This window comes from Enterobacter sp. 2VL (genome assembly GCF_005503595.1).
GTDB lineage: Bacteria > Pseudomonadota > Gammaproteobacteria > Enterobacterales > Enterobacteriaceae > Enterobacter > Enterobacter cancerogenus.
On sequence record NZ_SCNE01000003.1, the window covers coordinates 503,533 to 521,450 of the forward strand.

A 17,918-nucleotide genomic window follows, 5' to 3' on the forward strand; every position below is an offset into this window, starting at 1 on the left:
TCAGATAATGCGGTTGGTTTTGAGATCGCGCAGGAACCCGCCCCAGCGACGCTCATAGAACGGCGTGATGTGTTCGGTAATAAAGTGGCTAATGCCTTTCTCGCCTTTCTTCACCTGACAGATATCAATGGGCTCATCGCCCGGCAGCGTGTCGGTAGCAACACTTCCCGCCGCCTGGATGATCTCGTCAATGTCGCCGTCTGCCTCAATACCAATCAGCAGCACCGGTTGTTCATCGGCGCTCTCTTTGATGGAGCAGAGAAACGCGCGTTTCACTGGCTTGATGGTTTTGAAGAGCGTGGTCAGAGAATCGATCATCTGCGCGGGCGGTTCGGCCACTTCAGAAAGCAGCAGCGTTTCGCCCCCTTCCAGCACCTCTTGCGTACTGAGCGGGTTGCCCTCCTCACCAATCAAATGGCTGATTTCACGCGGGGTGAACTCTTTGCCGGTCGGCAGTTTGGCGTTGAGGAACAGTGTTTCGCCCAGCGTCATTTCAAACAGGGTGCGCACGGGCATAACCACAAACGCCTGTTCGTCTTCCACTGCTTGCTGAAGGGCCTCAAGAGAGGTGAAGAACGGGATCACTGACGTGCCGTCGTCTTTTTCCCAGTGCAGCAGATCCAGCGCGCTGTCTTCAACGACCTGCTCGCCCTCCGCCGCGGTACCCGGCACCCAGACGGTGGACTCCAGCAGCGTGCGGAAAAATGCCGGACGGTGGGCTGGCTCGGTCGCCGCCTGTTCCAGCAGGGTTTCTAATTCGTTTTTGGTTTCGGACATAACAATTCCAGATGTCGAATTTCCCCCTCACCCCGGCCCTCGCCCTCAAGGGAGAAGGAGCAAACCATCCCCTCTCCCCGTGGGAGAGGGTTAGGGTGAGGGCAAAGAGCCTTACTCTGCCGTCAGCAGGTTCGCAATGGTACGCACGCCCAGGCCGGTCGCACCCGCAGACCACTGTTCAACCGCCGCTTTACGGTAGGTCGCCGAGCAGTCGATGTGCAGCCAGCCTTCCTGATAGTTCTCAACAAAGTGAGACAGGAAGCCTGCGGCGGTGCTTGCTCCGGCCGGGTAGGCCGCGCTGGCGGTGTTGTTCAGCTCGGCAAAGTTCGACGGCAGCTGGCTGCGGTGGAACTCGGCCAGCGGCAGACGCCAGAACGGCTCGTTTTCTTCGGCGGCACTCGCCAGTACGCGGGCCGCCAGCTTGTCATCAAAGCTGAACAGCGCATGGTAATCGTTGCCCAGGGCGGTTTTCGCCGCACCGGTCAGGGTTGCCATATCGATGATCAGCTCCGGCTTCTGGGCAGAGGCGTCGATCAGGCCATCGGCCAGTACCAGGCGGCCTTCCGCATCGGTGTTCATTACTTCGACGTTTTTGCCATTACGGTAGCGAATGATATCGCCCAGCTTGAAGGCGTTGCCGCTGACCATGTTGTCCGCGCAGCACAGGTACAGCTTCACGCGTTTGTTCAGACCACGGGTGATGGCGAAGGCCAGCGCGCCGGTAATGGTTGCCGCGCCGCCCATGTCGGACTTCATGGAGTCCATAAACGCGCTCTGCTTCAGGCTGTAACCGCCGGTATCGAAGGTGATACCTTTGCCCACCAGGCAGGCGAAGACCGGGGCTTCTTTATCATCGGTTGGGTTGAAGTCCAGCGCCAGCAGCACCGGCGGGCGCTCAGAGCCACGGCCCACGGTGTGGATGCCCATATAATTCTGCTCGCGCAGATCTTCGCCTTTGGTGATGCGGTAGGACATGTTGTCGCCCGCCACGCCGCACAGCAGGTCAACCGCGCGCTGCGCCAGCTGCTCAGGGCCGAGCTCTTCCGCCGGTGCGTTGATGGTGTCACGCACCCAGTCGATAATTTTCAGGCGGTTTTCCAGCTCTTTCTGTCCGGCTTCGTCGAGGCTCGCCCACTCGATTTTGCGGGTGCCTTTCGGGCCTTTGTATCCCGCCCAGAATGCCCAACTGCGGTCGGTATCCCAGCCTTCACCGTCAAGGGTCACGTGCTTAATGCCCAGACCGTCGATTTTGCGCGCGGCGCGCTGAATCAGCCCGGTGTCATCTTTGCCGGTAAGGTGCAGGGTGATGCCGTCGTGAGTGATGCTCCACGCGGCTTTCTCGCCCCAGCGCGCGTCGGCAGGCTGAGTGGAGAGCGTAATCTTCATCGCTTCGGTCATTTTATTTATCCTTATTAGCAAACGGGCCGCCTGAAGGCAGCCCGTTAAGTGATTTACTCTGCTTCATCTAACCAGACTAACAGAATCGCCTCCAGAATTTTTTCATTGGATGCGCTGGGATCGTCATCAAAATCCTCTAACTCGCAGATCCACTGATGCATGTCGGTGAATCGTACGGTTTTCGGATCGAGATCCGGGTTTGCGTCGTAGAGCGCTTCGCCGATTTCACGGCTGTCAGTCCACTTCAGTCCCATATTAGTGCTCGCGTGCGTGGTTGATGGTGTAACGTGGGAATTCCACGACCAGATCTTCATCGGTAACCTGCGCCTGGCAGCTTAAACGGCTGTCCGGCTCAAGGCCCCATGCTTTATCCAGCATGTCGTCTTCATCTTCGGTGCTCTCGGCAAGAGAGTCGAAACCTTCACGCACGACGCAGTGACAGGTTGTACACGCACAGGATTTTTCACAGGCGTGTTCCACTTCGATACCTGCACGCAGGGCAACATCGAGAATGGTCTCACCGGTCTTCGCTTCCAGAACTGCGCCATCCGGACAGAGGTCCGCATGAGGCAAAATAACAATCTTTGGCATATTAAACCTCGTCCACGGACTGGCCTTTCAGCGCGACGCGGACAGATTTGTCCATGCGGCGTGCGGCGAAGTCCTGGGTTTGTTTATCAACGTTTTTAATGGCTTCTTCTATTGCGTCAGCGTCATTGCCTTCGGCGACGGCGCTTAAGTGCGCAGCCGCCTCGTCAATCACCTGACGCTCAGCGGCGCTGAGCAGCGCGGCATCGGCAGTGAGTGCACCGTTCAGGCTTTCCAGCACGCGTGCGGCTTCAACTTTCTGTTCAGCCAGCATACGCGCCTTCACATCCTGCTCGGCGTAGCTCATTGAATCCTGAATCATGGTGGCGATTTCGCCGTCGGTCAGGCCGTAGGACGGCTTCACCTGGATGGACGACTCCACGCCGGTCGATTTTTCCATCGCCGTGACGCTAAGCAAACCGTCAGCATCGACCTGGAAGGTGACGCGAATGTGCGCCCCGCCCGCAGGCAGCGCCGGAATGCCACGCAGCGCAAAGCGTGCCAGTGAACGGCAGTCCTGCACCAGCTCGCGTTCGCCCTGCATCACGTGGATGGACATCGCGGTCTGGCCGTCTTTGAAAGTGGTAAATTCCTGTGCGCGCGCCACCGGAATGGTGGTGTTGCGTGGAATGACTTTCTCCACCAGACCGCCCATGGTTTCTAATCCCAGCGACAGCGGGATGACGTCCAGCAGCAGCATTTCGCTGTCCGGCTTGTTGCCAACCAAAATATCGGCCTGAATAGCGGCACCCACGGCAACCACTTTGTCCGGGTCGATGGAGGTGAGCGGCGTGCGGCCAAAGAATTCGCCTACGCGTTCGCGCACCAGCGGTACGCGGGTAGAACCGCCGACCATGACCACTTCCAGCACCTCGTCTGCCTCAACGTCCGCATCTTTCAAGGCGCGGCGGCAGGCCAGCAGCGTGCGTTTAACCAGCGGAGCAATCAGATCGTTGAACTGGTCCCGGGTGATGTCACCCTGCCAGCCCGCCACGTTCACGGTAACAGTCTGCGCATCGCTCAGGGCGATTTTGGCGTCAATGGCTGCATCCAGCAGTTCACGCTGTACGCGCGCATCGCTGCGATCGGCAATCCCCGCCTGCTCACGGATGTAGTCCGCCAGAAGATGGTCAAAATCATCGCCGCCCAGCGCGGAGTCGCCGCCGGTCGCCAGCACTTCAAACACCCCGCGGCTCAGGCGCAGGATCGAGATATCAAAGGTGCCGCCGCCCAGATCGTAAACCGCAATGACCCCTTCCTGACCGGAGTCGAGGCCGTAGGCAATCGCCGCCGCCGTCGGTTCGTTCAGCAGGCGCAGCACGTGCAGGCCCGCCAGACGCGCGGCGTCTTTGGTGCCCTGACGCTGTGCATCATCAAAATAGGCCGGCACGGTAATGACCACGCCGTCCAGATCGCCCCCGAGCGTCGCCGTGGCACGGGCCGCCAGCGCTTTGAGGATATCCGCGGAAACACGAATCGGGTTAAGCAGACCGGCCGCCGTGGCGATCATCGGCAGGCCATTTTCACTGGCCTGTAACTGATACGGCAGATGCGGGTAGCGGGTCTGGATATCGGCCAGCGAGCGGCCCATCATGCGCTTCACGGAGCTGATCGTGTTGGCCGGGTCGCGCGCGGCGTTTGCGCGGGCATCAAAGCCCACCGCGTGGCCCTGCTGCTGGTAGTGGACCACGGAAGGCAGCAGATGGCGGCCCTGCTCGTCAGCCAGCGTCTCCGCCTGGCCGCTGCGCACGGTCGCCACGAGGGAATTGGTGGTGCCAAGGTCGATCCCCACCGCCAGACGACGCTGGTGCGGTGCGGCACTTAAGCCCGGCTCACTGATTTGTAATAAGGCCATAATTGCTTCCGAAAATTAAAAATCGAGCAGCTTTTCTTCGAGTTGTTCAGCGCTGCTTCGCAGTTTATCGAGAAAACGGAGTTTACGCACAGTATCTGCCGCCACATCCCACGTCTCGTTGTTCAGTTGCTCCACCATCTGCTGATGGCGGGTATCAAACATGCCCTTCACGCGCTTGATAAAACGTTCCAGGCGCGCTTCGTCTTTCGCCTGTTCAATCTCATCCAGCTCTTCGCGCAGTTCCAGCTGCTCCATCAGAAACGCCGTGTCGCGTACCGTGTGCTGCTCACTTGCGAGATCAAACCCGTGAAGCGACAGCAGATACTCTGCCCGCGCCAGCGGATGGCGCAGCGTCTGCCAGGCCTGGTTGATGGTTGCAGAGTGTGACACCGCCGCCAGCTGCTCTGCCTGCGTACCGCTGGCAAATTTGTCCGGGTGGTACTGACGCTGCAAATCCTGGAAACGGATCGTCAGGGCCTGCAGATCGATCGGGTATTGAGCGGGTAATCCGAAGAGAGTGAAGTAATCCATAACAATCTCATGGGTAGCCAGTTAGAACAAACCCCACGCGTAGCGGTAGAGCCACGGTGGGGTTATACCTTCTTACTTCGCGCTGCAGATGCGTTGTCTGCACTCGTTCACCCCGGTCACTTACTTAAGTAAGTGACCGGGGATTCTCTCGCTTGCCGCCTTTCTGCAACACGAATTAATCGGTATAACAGCGGAACGCGGTTAAACGTGGAAGCTTTCGCCGCAACCACACTCGTCTTTAACGTTCGGGTTCGTGAATTTGAACCCTTCATTCAGGCCTTCTTTTACAAAGTCCAGCTGAGTGCCGTTGAGGAACTGCAGGCTTTTGCCATCGACCACCACCTTCACGCCCTTGTCTTCAAACACGGTGTCGTCAGACGCCGGTTCATCAACAAACTCCAGTACGTAAGCCATACCAGAACAGCCGGAGGTACGTACGCCCAGTCGCAGGCCAAAGCCTTTACCACGGTTCGCCAGAAAAGAGCTTACTCGCGCGGCAGCGCTGTCGCTAAGGGTAATCGACATACTCAAACCTCAATTATTTTGCTTCACGTTTGCTTTTGTAATCCGCAATGGCGGCTTTGATCGCGTCTTCTGCCAGAATAGAACAGTGAATTTTCACCGGTGGCAGTTCGAGTTCTTCAGCAATGTCCGTGTTCTTGATTGCCTGTGCTTCGTCCAGAGACTTGCCCTTCACCCATTCGGTCACCAGGGAGCTGGACGCGATAGCAGAACCGCAGCCGTAGGTCTTGAAGCGCGCGTCTTCAATGATACCTTCATTGTTGACTTTAATCTGCAACTTCATCACGTCGCCACACGCCGGCGCGCCAACCATGCCGCTACCGACTGACTCGTCGCTGTTGTCAAAGGAGCCAACGTTGCGCGGGTTCTCGTAATGATCAATAACTTTTTCGCTGTATGCCATGACTGAATTCTCCTTATGTACCGATTAGTGATGTGACCATTCAATGCTGTTCAGATCCACGCCCTGCTTGAACATTTCCCACAGAGGAGAAAGGTCGCGCAGACGGCCGATGGAGTTGCGAACCAGCTTGATGGTGTAGTCAATCTCTTCTTCGGTAGTGAAACGACCTAAAGAGAAACGGATAGAGCTGTGCGCCAGCTCGTCGGTCATGCCCAGCGCGCGCAGCACGTAGGATGGCTCGAGGCTTGCAGACGTACAGGCAGAACCGGAAGAGACGGCCAGATCTTTCAGCGCCATGATCAGCGATTCACCTTCAACATAGTTGAAGCTGACGTTGAGGATGTTCGGTGCGCCCTGCTCGAGATCGCCGTTCAGATACACTTCTTCCATATCTTTCACGCCGTCCCACAGACGGTTACGCAGCGTGCGCAGACGCGCCATCTCGCTTTCCATCTCTTCTTTCGCGATGCGATATGCTTCGCCCATGCCCACAATCTGGTGGACAGGCAAGGTACCGGAACGCATGCCGCGCTCGTGTCCGCCGCCGTGCATCTGTGCTTCGATGCGGATACGTGGCTTACGACGCACGTACAGGGCACCGATACCTTTCGGACCGTAGATTTTGTGGCCGGAGAAGGACATCAGGTCAACTTTCAGTTGGCTCAGGTCGATAGGCAGTTTGCCCACGCTCTGGGTCGCATCAACGTGATAGATGATACCGCGCGCACGGCACATTTCGCCGATGGTGGCGATATCCTGCACGACGCCGATTTCGTTGTTAACGTGCATGATGGAGACCAGAATGGTGTCGTCGCGCATTGCCGCTTCGAGTTCTTTCAGGTCGATGATGCCGTTGCTCTGCGGCGCAAGATAGGTGACGTCAAACCCTTCACGCTCGAGCTGGCGACAGGTGTCCAGCACGGCTTTGTGTTCGGTTTTGCTGGTGATAATGTGCTTGCCTTTTTTCTGATAAAAGTTAGCGGCACCTTTGATCGCCAGGTTGTCGGATTCGGTCGCACCGGAGGTGAAAACAATTTCACGCGGATCGGCACCGACCAGGTCAGCAATCTGATTACGGGCGATATCAACCGCCTCTTCAGCATGCCAGCCAAAACGGTGTGAACGGGACGCTGGGTTACCAAAGTTTCCGTCCAGAGTCAGACACTGCATCATTTTCTCGGCAACACGCGGGTCCACCGGCGTGGTTGCGGAGTAGTCGAGATAAATCGGTAATTTCATTGCTCTATAAACTCCGTACATCGCTTCAATGCAAGGAATCAGGCAACCGGCTGGATGTACGACCGAGTACACGGGGCGCGATGCCCCGGCCTGATTCTGAAATCTTTATCGTTTTATTACGCGCGCAGTTTGACGTCGATTGCATCTTGCGCGCGGGTGCTGCGTTGTGATTCATGGCTATGCTGACGACCTGAAACATCCAGAACTTCCTGGTTATTGACCAGTTCACCGAGGGTGATGTTGTTCAGGAAGCCGGTCAGACGGTCGCTCAGATCGCGCCACAGCGCGTGGGTCAGGCACTTATCGCCGCCCTGGCAGCCGCCTTTACCCTGGCAACGGGTCGCGTCAACGGATTCATCAACCGCGCTGATCACTTCGCCAACCGCAATACTGCCCGCGTCTTTACCCAGCAGATAACCGCCGCCCGGGCCGCGTACGCTGGAAACCAGGCCATTCTTACGCAGTCTGGAGAACAGCTGTTCCAGATAAGAGAGAGAAATCCCTTGTCGTTCAGAAATATCAGCCAACGGAACCGGGCCCGCTTCGGAGTTGAGCGCAACGTCCAGCATCGCGGTCACGGCATAACGCCCTTTAGATGTCAGTCTCATGTCTTACTTAACCTCAAACTCGCCCCTGCCCGGGGTTTTTTATTGTAAAATGGGGGTATTGCATAGCAGGGCCAAGTCTGACATTCCTGACTAAATTGGTCAACTATTTACTTGACTGTTTTAGTCAGGTATTTAACCTTCTGTGCCGTTTTTTGTCGGGTGGCGCTGCGCTTACCCGACCTACAAAACCGTGTCGTATCACAAGGGTGCTGCCTGATGCCCTCACCCAGCCCTCTCCCACGGGGAGAGGGAGAATGCGTGGTAGGCCGGGTAAGCGCAGCGCCACCCGGCGAACAGACGACCACTATTTATTCTTCTGCTCAATCGACGCCAGAATGCCGCGCAGGATGTTCAGCTCCTGGCTTTCCGGGCGCGCACGGGTAAACAGACGGCGCAGCTTGTTCATCACCTGGCCCGGGTGGTCCTGGCGGATAAACCCGGTGGAGAGCAGGGTTTGCTCGAGGTGACCATAGAAACGTTCCAGATCGTCCACCAGCGGATAGGCGTTCTCTTCCTGAGGCTCTGTACGTGCTTTCTCCTGGGTCGCCAGCCACGCCATACGGACTTCATAGGCGATAACCTGTACCGCCATCGCCAGGTTCAGCGAGCTGTATTCCGGGTTCGCCGCAATCGCCACGTGGTAGTGGCATTTTTGCAGTTCATCGTTGGTCAAGCCGACGCGCTCACGGCCAAATACCAGCGCCACCGGTGCCTGCACGGCTTCTGAAACGCTTTTCAGGCCGCACTCACGCGGGTCCAGCATCGGCCACGGCAGCGTACGGGAGCGCGCGCTGGTGCCAACCACCAGGCTACAGCCAGCAAGCGCTTCGTCCAGGGTATCGACGATCTGCGCGTTGCCGATCACATCGCTGGCACCCGCCGCCAGGGCGATGGCCTGAGAGTCAGGTTTGACCAGCGGGTTAACCAGCCACAGGTTCGTTAAGCCCATGGTTTTCATAGCGCGGGCAACAGAGCCCATATTGCCGGTGTGCGATGTTTCGACCAGCACGATTCGAATGTTTTGCAGCATAATTTTTAGGTGTCTGAATTCAGTGTCTGAAGAATATTCCGGCATATTAGCATAATCGAGAGACATAATCCGATCCCGCTGCTATACTCTGCGCCGATTTTCCTGTTCTTTAACATCCAGTGAGAGAGACCGATGCATCCGATGCTGACCATCGCCGTGCGCGCAGCGCGCAAGGCGGGTAATGTAATTGCCAAACACTACGAAACACCCGACTCCGTAGAAACCAGCCAGAAAGGCAGCAATGATTTCGTGACTAACGTCGATAAAGCCGCAGAAGCGATTATTATCGAAACGATCCGCAAATCTTACCCACAGCACACCATCATCACCGAAGAAAGCGGTGAACATGAAGGTACCGATCAGGATGTTCAATGGGTTATCGATCCACTGGATGGCACCACCAACTTCATCAAACGTCTGCCACACTTCTCCGTGTCTATCGCGGTACGCATTAAAGGCCGTACCGAAGTCGCCGTTGTTTACGATCCAATGCGTAACGAACTGTTCACCGCTACCCGCGGTCAGGGCGCGCAGCTGAACGGCTATCGTCTGCGTTGCAGCAACGCTCGCGATCTGGACGGCACTATTCTGGCGACCGGTTTCCCGTTCAAGGCGAAACAGCACGCAACAACCTATATGAATATCCTGGGCAAACTGTTCACTGAATGTGCTGACTTCCGTCGCACCGGTTCAGCGGCGCTGGATCTGGCCTATGTGGCAACCGGCCGCGTTGACGGCTATTTCGAACTGTCACTGAAGCCATGGGACTTTGCTGCGGGCGAGCTGATCGCACGTGAAGCAGGCGCCATTGTCTGTGATTTCACCGGCGGCCATAACTACATGTCTACCGGCAACATCGTAGCGGGCAACCCACGCGTCGTGAAAGCCATGCTGGCAAACATGCGCGATGAGCTGAGCGACGCGCTGAAGCGTTAATCGGTCAATACCCTCTCCCTGTGGGAGAGGGTATCAAACCGCGCCTGACTAAAACGGCCTCAATCCCCTGCCCACCGGCACCGCACTCACCCACATCGTTACCGCAGCCACCAGCAAGATGACCCCGCCCGCCAGCGCCAGGGTTGTCCATCCTATCTGTCGCCACAGTACCGGCGTGTTGTTGCCGCTCAGTTTTACCGCCAGACGGCGGAAGCTGTGCACCAGCAGCGCCAGGGACGAGATCGTCAGTGACGTACCCGCCGCCATCGCCAGGGCCGAGAGAATTCCCCAGCCGAATACGCCGATTACCTTGCTGAACAGCAGCACCATGATCGCCCCCGAACACGGGCGCATCCCCATAGACAGAATAATCATCAGCCGCGCGCGCCAGTCGTCGCCGTTCTGTAACTGTTCCTGCGTCGGCAGATGCTGATGCCCGCAGCCGCAGTGCGCGTCGTGGACATGGTGGGGCGTAAAGGCTTTGAAGGTCGGTTTGCGTAACAGCGCGCGCAGTTTTTTCAACGCCCGCCAGCAGAGGATCAGCCCCAGCACGCCCACCAGCGCATAACTCCCCTTCTCCAGCCAGAAGCTGCTCATGTGCAGCTGGCGAGCAGGAAGCTGTAACAGTGCAAGCACCACCACGACCAGCGCTATTGCCACGCCGCCCTGCAGCAGCGACGATGCCAGCGTCAGGCCGATGCTCGACTTGAGCTTAGAAGGATGCGTGGCAAGCCAGGTGGCGATCACGATTTTGCCGTGCCCCGGCCCCAGCGCATGCAGTACGCCGTAGATAAAGCTAAACGCCAGCAGGGAGCCGCCCGCTTTGGTGGGGTTTTCCGCCACCGCCTTGAGCAGCCCGCTCATCTGCTGATTGACCTCCCGCTGCCAGACGATGCTTTTAATCATCACCTGCGGCCACGCCTGCCACAGCCACAACATGCCGCACACGGCCAGCAGCAAAAAGAGCGCCAGCGGCCAGAGGTGCAGCCAGCGGCGCGGTTTTCGGGTGGGAGAAGCGATCACTGACACTGTAACGTTACCTGCTGTGCAAACTGTTTGCCCAATTCCATATCCTCTGGCGGCGCATCGGCTTTATCGAGCGATACCGCAAAGTTCAGCATCTCATCGCTGGGCGTTGGCGTGTGAACCGCAACCGTGCAGTTTTTTTGCAGGGCGGCGGGCAGCTCAACGTCGCTGTCCTGCGCGTAATGCATGTCGACGTAATAGGTCGGGTCAAAGGTGGAGAAGGTGTATTTCTGCCCGGCCAGCGGCTGAGGGTGAGCCAGCGGGAGCACGAAGGTCAGCACCGCCTGATGGCCCTCGCGCGCCAGGCCGTACTCCGTCGGGCGGTTCAGAAACGTCACCTTTTGCCCGTTGTGCCAGAACTCGGTGAAGTAGTGTTGCCCGAGGACGTTGGCCATCACTTCCGCCGCCAGCTTTTTCCAGACCTCATCCCCGGGCTTTGCGTTGCCCGCATCGTACAGCAGGTCTGCCGAGGTGATTTCATCCATCGTCCAGCGCATTTTCAGCCCGCTAAGCTGAGTGCCGTCCGTCACCAGCCCGGTCTTCAGGCTGATAAAACTGTGAGGATGTGCGCTGGCGCCGAAAGTGAAAACCGCCAAAAATAGCGCCATTGCGCTGTGTTTAACTATTTGCATCATCTCCTCACGTCAAAAATTCTGTGATGTTCGCCCGCAATCCTGAGTGAAAGGCCCGCCGGCGCGCTTTTCAGCGCCCATCCTTTAGCTATTCTTATCTTACATTCACACTGGATACCCGACAGATGATGACGACGCTTGAAATTCCATCTGTGCTTTCCAGTTCGCAGCGCCGCTGCCAGGTGCTTTTGATGCTTTACCTGCCCGATGCTGCCGTCACCGCACAGAGCATCATTGCTGCCAATGGGGTGGACGACGCCATCGCACGGCAAGATATAGCCGAGACGCGCGATGAAATCCAGCGCTATCACCGGCTGGATATTGTTACGCACCACGACGGCTGCTACCGGCTTGAAGGCTCCGCCCTTAACCAGCGCTTATGTTTGCTGCACTGGCTGCGCCGCTCGCTCCGGCTTTGCCCGCATTTTGTCTCGCACCAGTTTACCCCCGCGTTAAAAACCGCGCTTAAACAGCAGGGTATCGCGCGACCGCTTTATGATGATGCGAACCTGCGGGCGTTGATTAACTTTTGCTCACGTAAGCTGCAGCGTCAGTTTGAGTGCCGCGACGTTCAGTTTTTACAGCTCTACCTGCAATACTGTCTGATTCAACACCATCGGGGCAACACTCCGCAGTTTTCGCCGGTTCAGCGCAGCTGGACGCAGTCGAGAGGGGAGTATTTTACGGCGCAGGAGATTGTCCGCCACTGGAAACGGCGCGTCCCGCAGGGCACGCATGGCGATGAGCAGCTGTTTCTCGCGCTGCTGTTTATGATGCTGCGCACCCCCGACCCGGCGCTCGATAAACACCAGCAGGATCAGCGTTTACGCCGGGCGATTGTGCGGATGGTCGCCCGTTTCCGGGCGCAAACCGGCATGAACTTCAGCGATGAACAGGGGCTGACCGACCAGCTGTATGTCCATCTCGCGCAGGCGCTGGACCGCTCCCTTTTTGAGATTGGCATCGACAATAGCCTGCCGGAGGAGATCCATCGGCTTTATCCACGCCTGTTGCGCACCACCAAAGAGGCGCTGTATGAGCTGGAAGCCGAGTTTGGGCTGCGGTTCTCGGATGAAGAGATGAGCCTGGTGGCGGTGATTTTTGGTGCCTGGCTGATGCAGGAGACCGACCTGCACGAAAAACAGGTGGTGTTACTGACGGGTGAAGATAAAGCGTGCGAGGCGCATATCGAACAGCAGTTGCGCGAGCTCACGCTGCTGCCGCTCAATATCCGTTACCTGACGCTACAGAGCTTTCAGAAAGAGGGCGCACCGCGCGAAGCGGCGCTGGTTATCACGCCCTATCCTACCGCGCTGCCGCTGTTCTCGCCGCCGCTGATCCATGCCGTAGAGACACTGAACGCGCAGCAGCAAGAACATATCCGCGCCATGCTGGAACATTAAGCCCGGGCGGTCACCTTAGGACGCACGATGATGGCAGGCAGCGCGACCAGCGCCATCACCCAGAACACGCCGTGCCCAAGGTGCTGATACAGGAAGCCCGCAAAGACGGTCATGATCGCAATACTGCCGCCCATCGCGACTGCAGAGTAGACCGCCTGCAGGCGAATAACGTCTCCACCCTCTCGCGCCGCGATATAGCGCATCGCCGCCAGATGACAGACGGTAAAGGTACCGCAGTGCAGGATTTGCGCGACGATGAGCCACGGCAGTTCGGTGGTCCAGCCCATGATGCCCCAGCGCGCCACGCCGCAAATGGCGGAGAGCAACAGCAAATCACGCGCGCCAAAGCGGCTGAACAGTTTTTTACTCAGCGCAAAGATAATGACCTCAGCGACCACCCCCAACGACCACAGGTAGCCCACCGCAGACGCAGAGTATCCCGCCCCCTGCCAGTAGATGGCACTGAAGCCATAATAAGCCGCGTGTGCCCCCTGAAGCAGGCATACGCAGGCCAGGAAACGCCAGCTTTGTGCCACCAGGCTGCGCCATGCAGGCCAGCCTGCGCTCTCCTGGTGACGGCTTTCCCCCTGCGGCATCACGGACGGGCGGAGCAGCATCCCCAGCAGCATCGAGGCAATCCCGATGCTCAGCAGCGCCAGGATCGCGTGATAATCGTAGAGGCTGACCAGCTTCCCCACCAGCGCAGAGCCAATCACAAAGGCGATCGATCCCCACAGCCGCACGCGGCCATAGTCCATGGTGATCTGTTTTTGCCAGGTGTTCGCCAGCGCATCCGTCAGCGGAACCAGGGGAGAGAAAAACAGGTTAAAGCCAACCATCACCACCATCAGCCAGGCAAACTGATGGCTGACCCAGAAGCAGGCGACAAACACCAGCGTCAGCAAGGCGAGTATGCGTACGGCTTTAATCAGTAAAGACGGATCGCTAACGCGCGGCGCAATCAGCAGGCTACCGAGGAAACGCGCCACCAGCCCTGCCCCCAGCAGTACGCCGATGGTTTCGGGGCTCAGGCCGATCCCTTTGAGCCAGACGCTCCAGAATGGCAGAAAAATGCCGTAGCTAAAGAAGTAGGTAAAATAGCTGAGCGCCAGCCAGCGCGTGGAATGCAAGACCATGAATCCCTCCCGAAATGAAGGCCATAGTCTGGCGAGAATAGGCAAATTAAGCAAGTCGATAGCCTGCTATAAGTTAACGAAAATTTAACATTCCGTGCAGTCGACTGGCTTATGGCAAGGGAGGAAAATCTGTATTACGTTTAAATGACTCCCCTCTGCAGAGGTATTTCTGCCATGAACTCGCTTCGCTACCTCGATTTTGGCCAGTCGCGCCACCTGTTGCTGTTGGTTGCCCGCATCGCCATCGTTGTGTTGTTTATTATTTTTGGCTTCCCAAAACTGACGGGCTTTAGCGGCACCGTGCAGTATATGGCGTCGCTTGGCGCCCCCATGCCGATGCTGGCGGCAATTATCGCGGTGGTCATGGAAGTGCCCGTCGCGATAGTGATCGTGCTTGGCTTTTTCACCCGCCCTCTCGCCGTGCTGTATGTTTTTTACACCCTGGGAACAGCGGTGATTGGCCACCATTACTGGAATATGACCGGCGATGCGGTTGTGCCGAATATGATTAACTTCTACAAGAATGTGAGTATTGCGGGCGCGTTTCTTTTGCTGGCGATTGTCGGGCCGGGCGCAATCTCCCTTGACCGACGTTAGCCCATAAAAAAAGGCCGCAAGCGCGGCCTTAATACTGTCTGCAAAGCAGTAAGATTATGCGTACACCGGGAAGCGTGCACAGATATCCAGCACTTTACCTTTAACACGCTCAATGACCGCTTCGTCATTGATGTTGTCCAGCACGTCGCACATCCAGCCCGCCAGCTCTTTCACTTCTGCTTCTTTGAAGCCACGGCGCGTGACGGCCGGAGAGCCGATACGGATACCGGACGTCACAAACGGGCTCTTAGGATCGTTTGGTACGCTGTTTTTGTTGACGGTGATGTTGGCGCGGCCCAGGGCAGCGTCAGCTTCTTTACCGGTCAGGTTCTTATCAACCAGATCCAGCAGGAACAGGTGGTTTTCAGTACCGCCGGAAACCACTTTGTAGCCACGGTTCAGGAACACTTCCACCATCGCTTTAGCGTTCTTAGCAACCTGCTGCTGGTAAACTTTGAACTCTGGCTCCATCGCTTCTTTCAGCGCCACGGCTTTTGCCGCGATGACGTGCATCAGCGGGCCGCCCTGTGCGCTTGGGAACACGGCTGAGTTCAGTTTCTTATACAGATCTTCGTCGCCGCCTTTCGCCAGGATCAGGCCACCGCGTGGACCGGCCAGCGTTTTGTGGGTGGTGGTGGTGACAACGTGCGCATGTGGAACCGGGTTCGGATAGACGCCTGCAGCAATCAGACCGGCAACGTGTGCCATATCGACGAACAGGTAAGCGCCGATGCTGTCTGCGATTTCGCGCATTTTAGCCCAGTCAACCACGCCGGAGTAAGCGGAGAAGCCACCGATAATCATCTTCGGCTTGTGCTCTTTGGCCTGCTTCGCCATGTCTTCGTAGTCAATTTTACCGGACTCATCAATACCGTAAGGAATGATGTTGTACAGTTTCCCAGAGAAGTTAACCGGGGAGCCGTGAGTCAGGTGGCCGCCCTGCGCCAGGTTCATACCCAGAACGGTATCGCCCGGCTGCAGCAGCGCGGTATAGACCGCAAAGTTAGCCTGAGAGCCGGAGTGTGGCTGGACGTTTGCGTAGTCAGCGCCAAACAGCTCTTTTGCGCGGTCAATCGCCAGCTGCTCAACGATATCAACGTACTCGCAACCGCCGTAATAGCGCTTGCCCGGATAACCTTCAGCATATTTGTTGGTCAGCTGAGAACCCTGCGCCTGCATGACGCGCGGGCTGGTGTAGTTCTCGGAGGCGATCAGTTCGATGTGCTCTTCCTGACGTACTTTTTCCTGCTCCATAGCCTGCCACAGTTCGGCATCATAATCGGCAATGTTCATTTCACGCTTTAACATCCGCATCTCCTGACTCAGCTAACAAGTAAATTTTTGGCCTGAAAAGGCAGTCCTGTTGGACGACGCGCAACAGTATAACCGAATAGTTCTTCGATAACAGGTCTTGACAAACGATTTTACGCAAACGTTTTCCTGCGCGCCACGCAAGGGTTTGAGCAATAAAGCGGTCGTCCGTTTCAGCGGATTTCTTTTCAGCTTTGTGATGCATATTTTTCACTATGCAAAGAACCATTTACATTACAGGGTTATTTTTATAAGATGCATATAAAATACATCATTAAAGTAACATATGAAGGAAGTTGCTATGTTAGACGCTCAAACCATCGCTACCGTTAAGGCTACTATTCCCCTGCTGGTCGAAACCGGCCCTAAACTTACCGCCCACTTCTACGATCGCATGTTCGCGCATAATCCGGAGCTCAAAGAAATTTTTAACATGAGCAACCAGCGCAACGGCGATCAGCGTGAAGCGTTGTTTAACGCCATCGCCGCCTATGCCAGCAATATTGAAAACCTGCCGGCCCTGCTGCCTGCGGTAGAGAAAATCGCGCAGAAACATACCAGCTTCCAGATCAAACCCGAGCAGTACAACATTGTTGGCGCTCATCTGCTGGCAACGCTGGACGAGATGTTCAGCCCAGGCGAGGAGGTGCTTGACGCCTGGGGCAAAGCCTACGGCGTGCTGGCAGGCGTGTTTATCAACCGTGAAGCAGAGATCTACAGCGAAAACGCCAGTAAAAACGGCGGCTGGGAAGGCACCCGTGCGTTCCGCATCGTCGAAAAAACGCCGCGCAGCGCGCTGATTACCAGCTTTGAATTCGAGCCGGTCGACGGGCAGCCGGTGGCAGATTACCAGCCGGGCCAGTATCTCGGCGTGTGGCTGAAGCCAGACGGTTTCCCGCATCAGGAGATCCGCCAGTACTCTCTTACCCGTAAGCCGAACGGCAAAGGCTACCGTATTGCGGTGAAACGCGAAGAGGGTGGCCAGGTATCAAGCTGGCTGCATAACGAAGCGAAAGTGGGCGACGTGGTGCATCTGGCCGCACCGGCGGGTGATTTCTTTATGGCCGTTGAGTCAAATGTACCGGTTACGCTGATCTCTGCGGGTGTGGGTCAAACGCCAATGCTGGCGATGCTGGATACTCTTGCAAAATCTCACCACAGCGCGCAGGTGAACTGGTTCCACGCTGCAGAAAACGGTGATGTGCATGCTTTTGCGGATGAAGTTACAGCGCTGGCAGCAGGTCTGCCGCACTTTACGGCGCACACCTGGTATCGTCTGCCAACGGATGCGGACCGCGCGGCAGCACGTTTCGACAGCGAAGGTCTGATGAATTTGAGCCAGCATGAAGGGGCGTTTAGCGCGCCGGAAATGCAGTTCTACGTGTGTGGACCGGTAGCGTTTATGCAGTATGCAGCGAAGCAGCTGGTTGACCTGGGCGTCAATAAAGACAACATTCATTACGAATGTTTCGGGCCGCATAAGGTGCTGTAACGCAAAAAGCCCCTCATACGAGGGGCTTTTTTTTCGCCGGATGGCGGCTGCGCCTTACCCGGCCTACATAACCGTTAACAATGTTAAATCGCCGCGTCGTCTTCTTCACCGGTACGAATACGGATCACGCGCGCCACGTCGAAGACGAAGATTTTCCCGTCGCCGATTTTACCCGTCTGGGCCGTGCGGATAATGGTATCCACGCAGGTGTCCACGATGTCGTCGCTGACCACGATTTCAATTTTTACTTTCGGCAGAAAGTCCACCATGTACTCTGCGCCACGGTACAGCTCGGTGTGACCTTTTTGACGACCAAAACCTTTCACTTCCGTCACTGTCATCCCGGTGATGCCTACTTCTGCCAGCGCTTCACGTACATCATCCAGTTTGAAAGGTTTAATAATCGCATCAATTTTTTTCATGGTGGGTCCTTA

20 protein-coding genes are annotated in these 17,918 nt (G+C 56.9%); 4 read left to right on the plus strand and 16 right to left on the minus strand.

Features of this window, described 5'->3' with window-relative positions; genetic code table 11:
• From sseB to trmJ, 11 genes are all read right to left on the minus strand, one after another.
• Window positions 1-777 (minus strand): enhanced serine sensitivity protein SseB, encoded by a 777-nt coding sequence (gene sseB / locus FFS28_RS10535; protein WP_058610310.1) that lies wholly within the window; start codon window positions 775-777, stop codon window positions 1-3.
• 111 nt (window positions 778-888) lie between these two features.
• Window positions 889-2,175 (minus strand): aminopeptidase PepB, encoded by a 1,287-nt coding sequence (gene pepB / locus FFS28_RS10540; protein ID WP_137849507.1) that lies wholly within the window; start codon window positions 2,173-2,175, stop codon window positions 889-891.
• 53 nt (window positions 2,176-2,228) lie between these two features.
• Window positions 2,229-2,429, minus strand: a complete 201-nt coding sequence (gene iscX, locus FFS28_RS10545) for a Fe-S cluster assembly protein IscX (protein WP_006176685.1) — start codon at window positions 2,427-2,429, stop codon at window positions 2,229-2,231.
• A gap of 1 nt (window position 2,430) precedes the next feature.
• A complete protein-coding gene (gene fdx / locus FFS28_RS10550; RefSeq protein WP_006176686.1) occupies window positions 2,431-2,766 on the minus strand; it encodes an ISC system 2Fe-2S type ferredoxin in 336 nt (111 codons plus the stop codon).
• A 1-nt stretch (window position 2,767) separates the two neighbouring features.
• Window positions 2,768-4,618 carry a Fe-S protein assembly chaperone HscA gene (gene hscA / locus FFS28_RS10555; RefSeq protein WP_137849508.1) on the minus strand — a complete coding sequence of 617 codons (1,851 nt, stop codon included), beginning with the start codon at window positions 4,616-4,618 and terminating at the stop codon, window positions 2,768-2,770.
• A 15-nt stretch (window positions 4,619-4,633) separates the two neighbouring features.
• The gene (hscB, locus tag FFS28_RS10560) at window positions 4,634-5,149 is read right to left on the minus strand and encodes a co-chaperone HscB (RefSeq protein ID WP_006176689.1); all 516 of its coding nucleotides are present in this window, start codon (window positions 5,147-5,149) and stop codon (window positions 4,634-4,636) included.
• A gap of 201 nt (window positions 5,150-5,350) precedes the next feature.
• Window positions 5,351-5,674: an iron-sulfur cluster assembly protein IscA gene (iscA, locus tag FFS28_RS10565; RefSeq protein WP_003860659.1), complete on the minus strand. Its 324-nt coding sequence runs from the start codon at window positions 5,672-5,674 to the stop codon at window positions 5,351-5,353.
• A 13-nt stretch (window positions 5,675-5,687) separates the two neighbouring features.
• The gene (gene iscU, locus FFS28_RS10570; protein ID WP_003860661.1) at window positions 5,688-6,074 is read right to left on the minus strand and encodes a Fe-S cluster assembly scaffold IscU; all 387 of its coding nucleotides are present in this window, start codon (window positions 6,072-6,074) and stop codon (window positions 5,688-5,690) included.
• Window positions 6,075-6,098: 24 nt separating this feature from the next.
• Window positions 6,099-7,313, minus strand: a complete 1,215-nt coding sequence (iscS, locus tag FFS28_RS10575; RefSeq protein ID WP_058610313.1) for a cysteine desulfurase — start codon at window positions 7,311-7,313, stop codon at window positions 6,099-6,101.
• A gap of 116 nt (window positions 7,314-7,429) precedes the next feature.
• The gene (gene iscR / locus FFS28_RS10580; RefSeq protein ID WP_006176693.1) at window positions 7,430-7,921 is read right to left on the minus strand and encodes a Fe-S cluster assembly transcriptional regulator IscR; all 492 of its coding nucleotides are present in this window, start codon (window positions 7,919-7,921) and stop codon (window positions 7,430-7,432) included.
• A gap of 304 nt (window positions 7,922-8,225) precedes the next feature.
• Window positions 8,226-8,951, minus strand: a complete 726-nt coding sequence (gene trmJ, locus FFS28_RS10585) for a tRNA (cytosine(32)/uridine(32)-2'-O)-methyltransferase TrmJ (protein ID WP_137849535.1) — start codon at window positions 8,949-8,951, stop codon at window positions 8,226-8,228.
• Between the two features lie 132 nt (window positions 8,952-9,083).
• On the opposite strand from trmJ, the gene suhB reads away from it, so the two are divergent.
• Window positions 9,084-9,887, plus strand: a complete 804-nt coding sequence (gene suhB / locus FFS28_RS10590) for an inositol-1-monophosphatase (protein WP_058610314.1) — start codon at window positions 9,084-9,086, stop codon at window positions 9,885-9,887.
• A 48-nt stretch (window positions 9,888-9,935) separates the two neighbouring features.
• Here suhB and FFS28_RS10595 read toward each other — a convergent pair whose 3' ends face one another.
• Both FFS28_RS10595 and FFS28_RS10600 read right to left on the minus strand, forming a co-directional pair.
• The gene (locus FFS28_RS10595; RefSeq protein ID WP_137849509.1) at window positions 9,936-10,916 is read right to left on the minus strand and encodes a nickel/cobalt transporter; all 981 of its coding nucleotides are present in this window, start codon (window positions 10,914-10,916) and stop codon (window positions 9,936-9,938) included.
• Complete coding sequence (locus FFS28_RS10600; RefSeq protein WP_042320432.1) at window positions 10,907-11,545, minus strand: DUF1007 family protein; 639 nt, start codon at window positions 11,543-11,545, stop codon at window positions 10,907-10,909. The genes FFS28_RS10595 and FFS28_RS10600 overlap by 10 nt, the downstream gene beginning before the upstream one ends.
• Window positions 11,546-11,670: 125 nt before the next feature.
• Between FFS28_RS10600 and csiE the strand changes: the two genes are divergently transcribed.
• The gene (csiE, locus tag FFS28_RS10605; RefSeq protein ID WP_006176699.1) at window positions 11,671-12,948 is read left to right on the plus strand and encodes a stationary phase inducible protein CsiE; all 1,278 of its coding nucleotides are present in this window, start codon (window positions 11,671-11,673) and stop codon (window positions 12,946-12,948) included.
• Here csiE and FFS28_RS10610 read toward each other — a convergent pair.
• Window positions 12,945-14,084, minus strand: coding sequence for a 3-phenylpropionate MFS transporter (locus tag FFS28_RS10610; protein ID WP_137849510.1), 1,140 nt, complete (start codon window positions 14,082-14,084; stop codon window positions 12,945-12,947). The genes csiE and FFS28_RS10610 overlap by 4 nt on opposite strands.
• A gap of 174 nt (window positions 14,085-14,258) precedes the next feature.
• On the opposite strand from FFS28_RS10610, the gene FFS28_RS10615 reads away from it, so the two are divergent.
• Window positions 14,259-14,681: a DoxX family protein gene (locus FFS28_RS10615; protein ID WP_137849511.1), complete on the plus strand. Its 423-nt coding sequence runs from the start codon at window positions 14,259-14,261 to the stop codon at window positions 14,679-14,681.
• A 54-nt stretch (window positions 14,682-14,735) separates the two neighbouring features.
• On the opposite strand, the gene glyA is transcribed toward FFS28_RS10615, so the two are convergent.
• Window positions 14,736-15,989: a serine hydroxymethyltransferase gene (gene glyA / locus FFS28_RS10620; RefSeq protein ID WP_045783563.1), complete on the minus strand. Its 1,254-nt coding sequence runs from the start codon at window positions 15,987-15,989 to the stop codon at window positions 14,736-14,738.
• Between the two features lie 304 nt (window positions 15,990-16,293).
• Between glyA and hmpA the strand changes: the two genes are divergently transcribed.
• A complete protein-coding gene (gene hmpA, locus FFS28_RS10625; protein ID WP_137849512.1) occupies window positions 16,294-17,484 on the plus strand; it encodes an NO-inducible flavohemoprotein in 1,191 nt (396 codons plus the stop codon).
• Between the two features lie 83 nt (window positions 17,485-17,567).
• On the opposite strand, the gene glnB is transcribed toward hmpA, so the two are convergent.
• Window positions 17,568-17,906 (minus strand): nitrogen regulatory protein P-II, encoded by a 339-nt coding sequence (gene glnB / locus FFS28_RS10630; protein ID WP_003860685.1) that lies wholly within the window; start codon window positions 17,904-17,906, stop codon window positions 17,568-17,570.
• Window positions 17,907-17,918 lie beyond the last annotated feature (12 nt).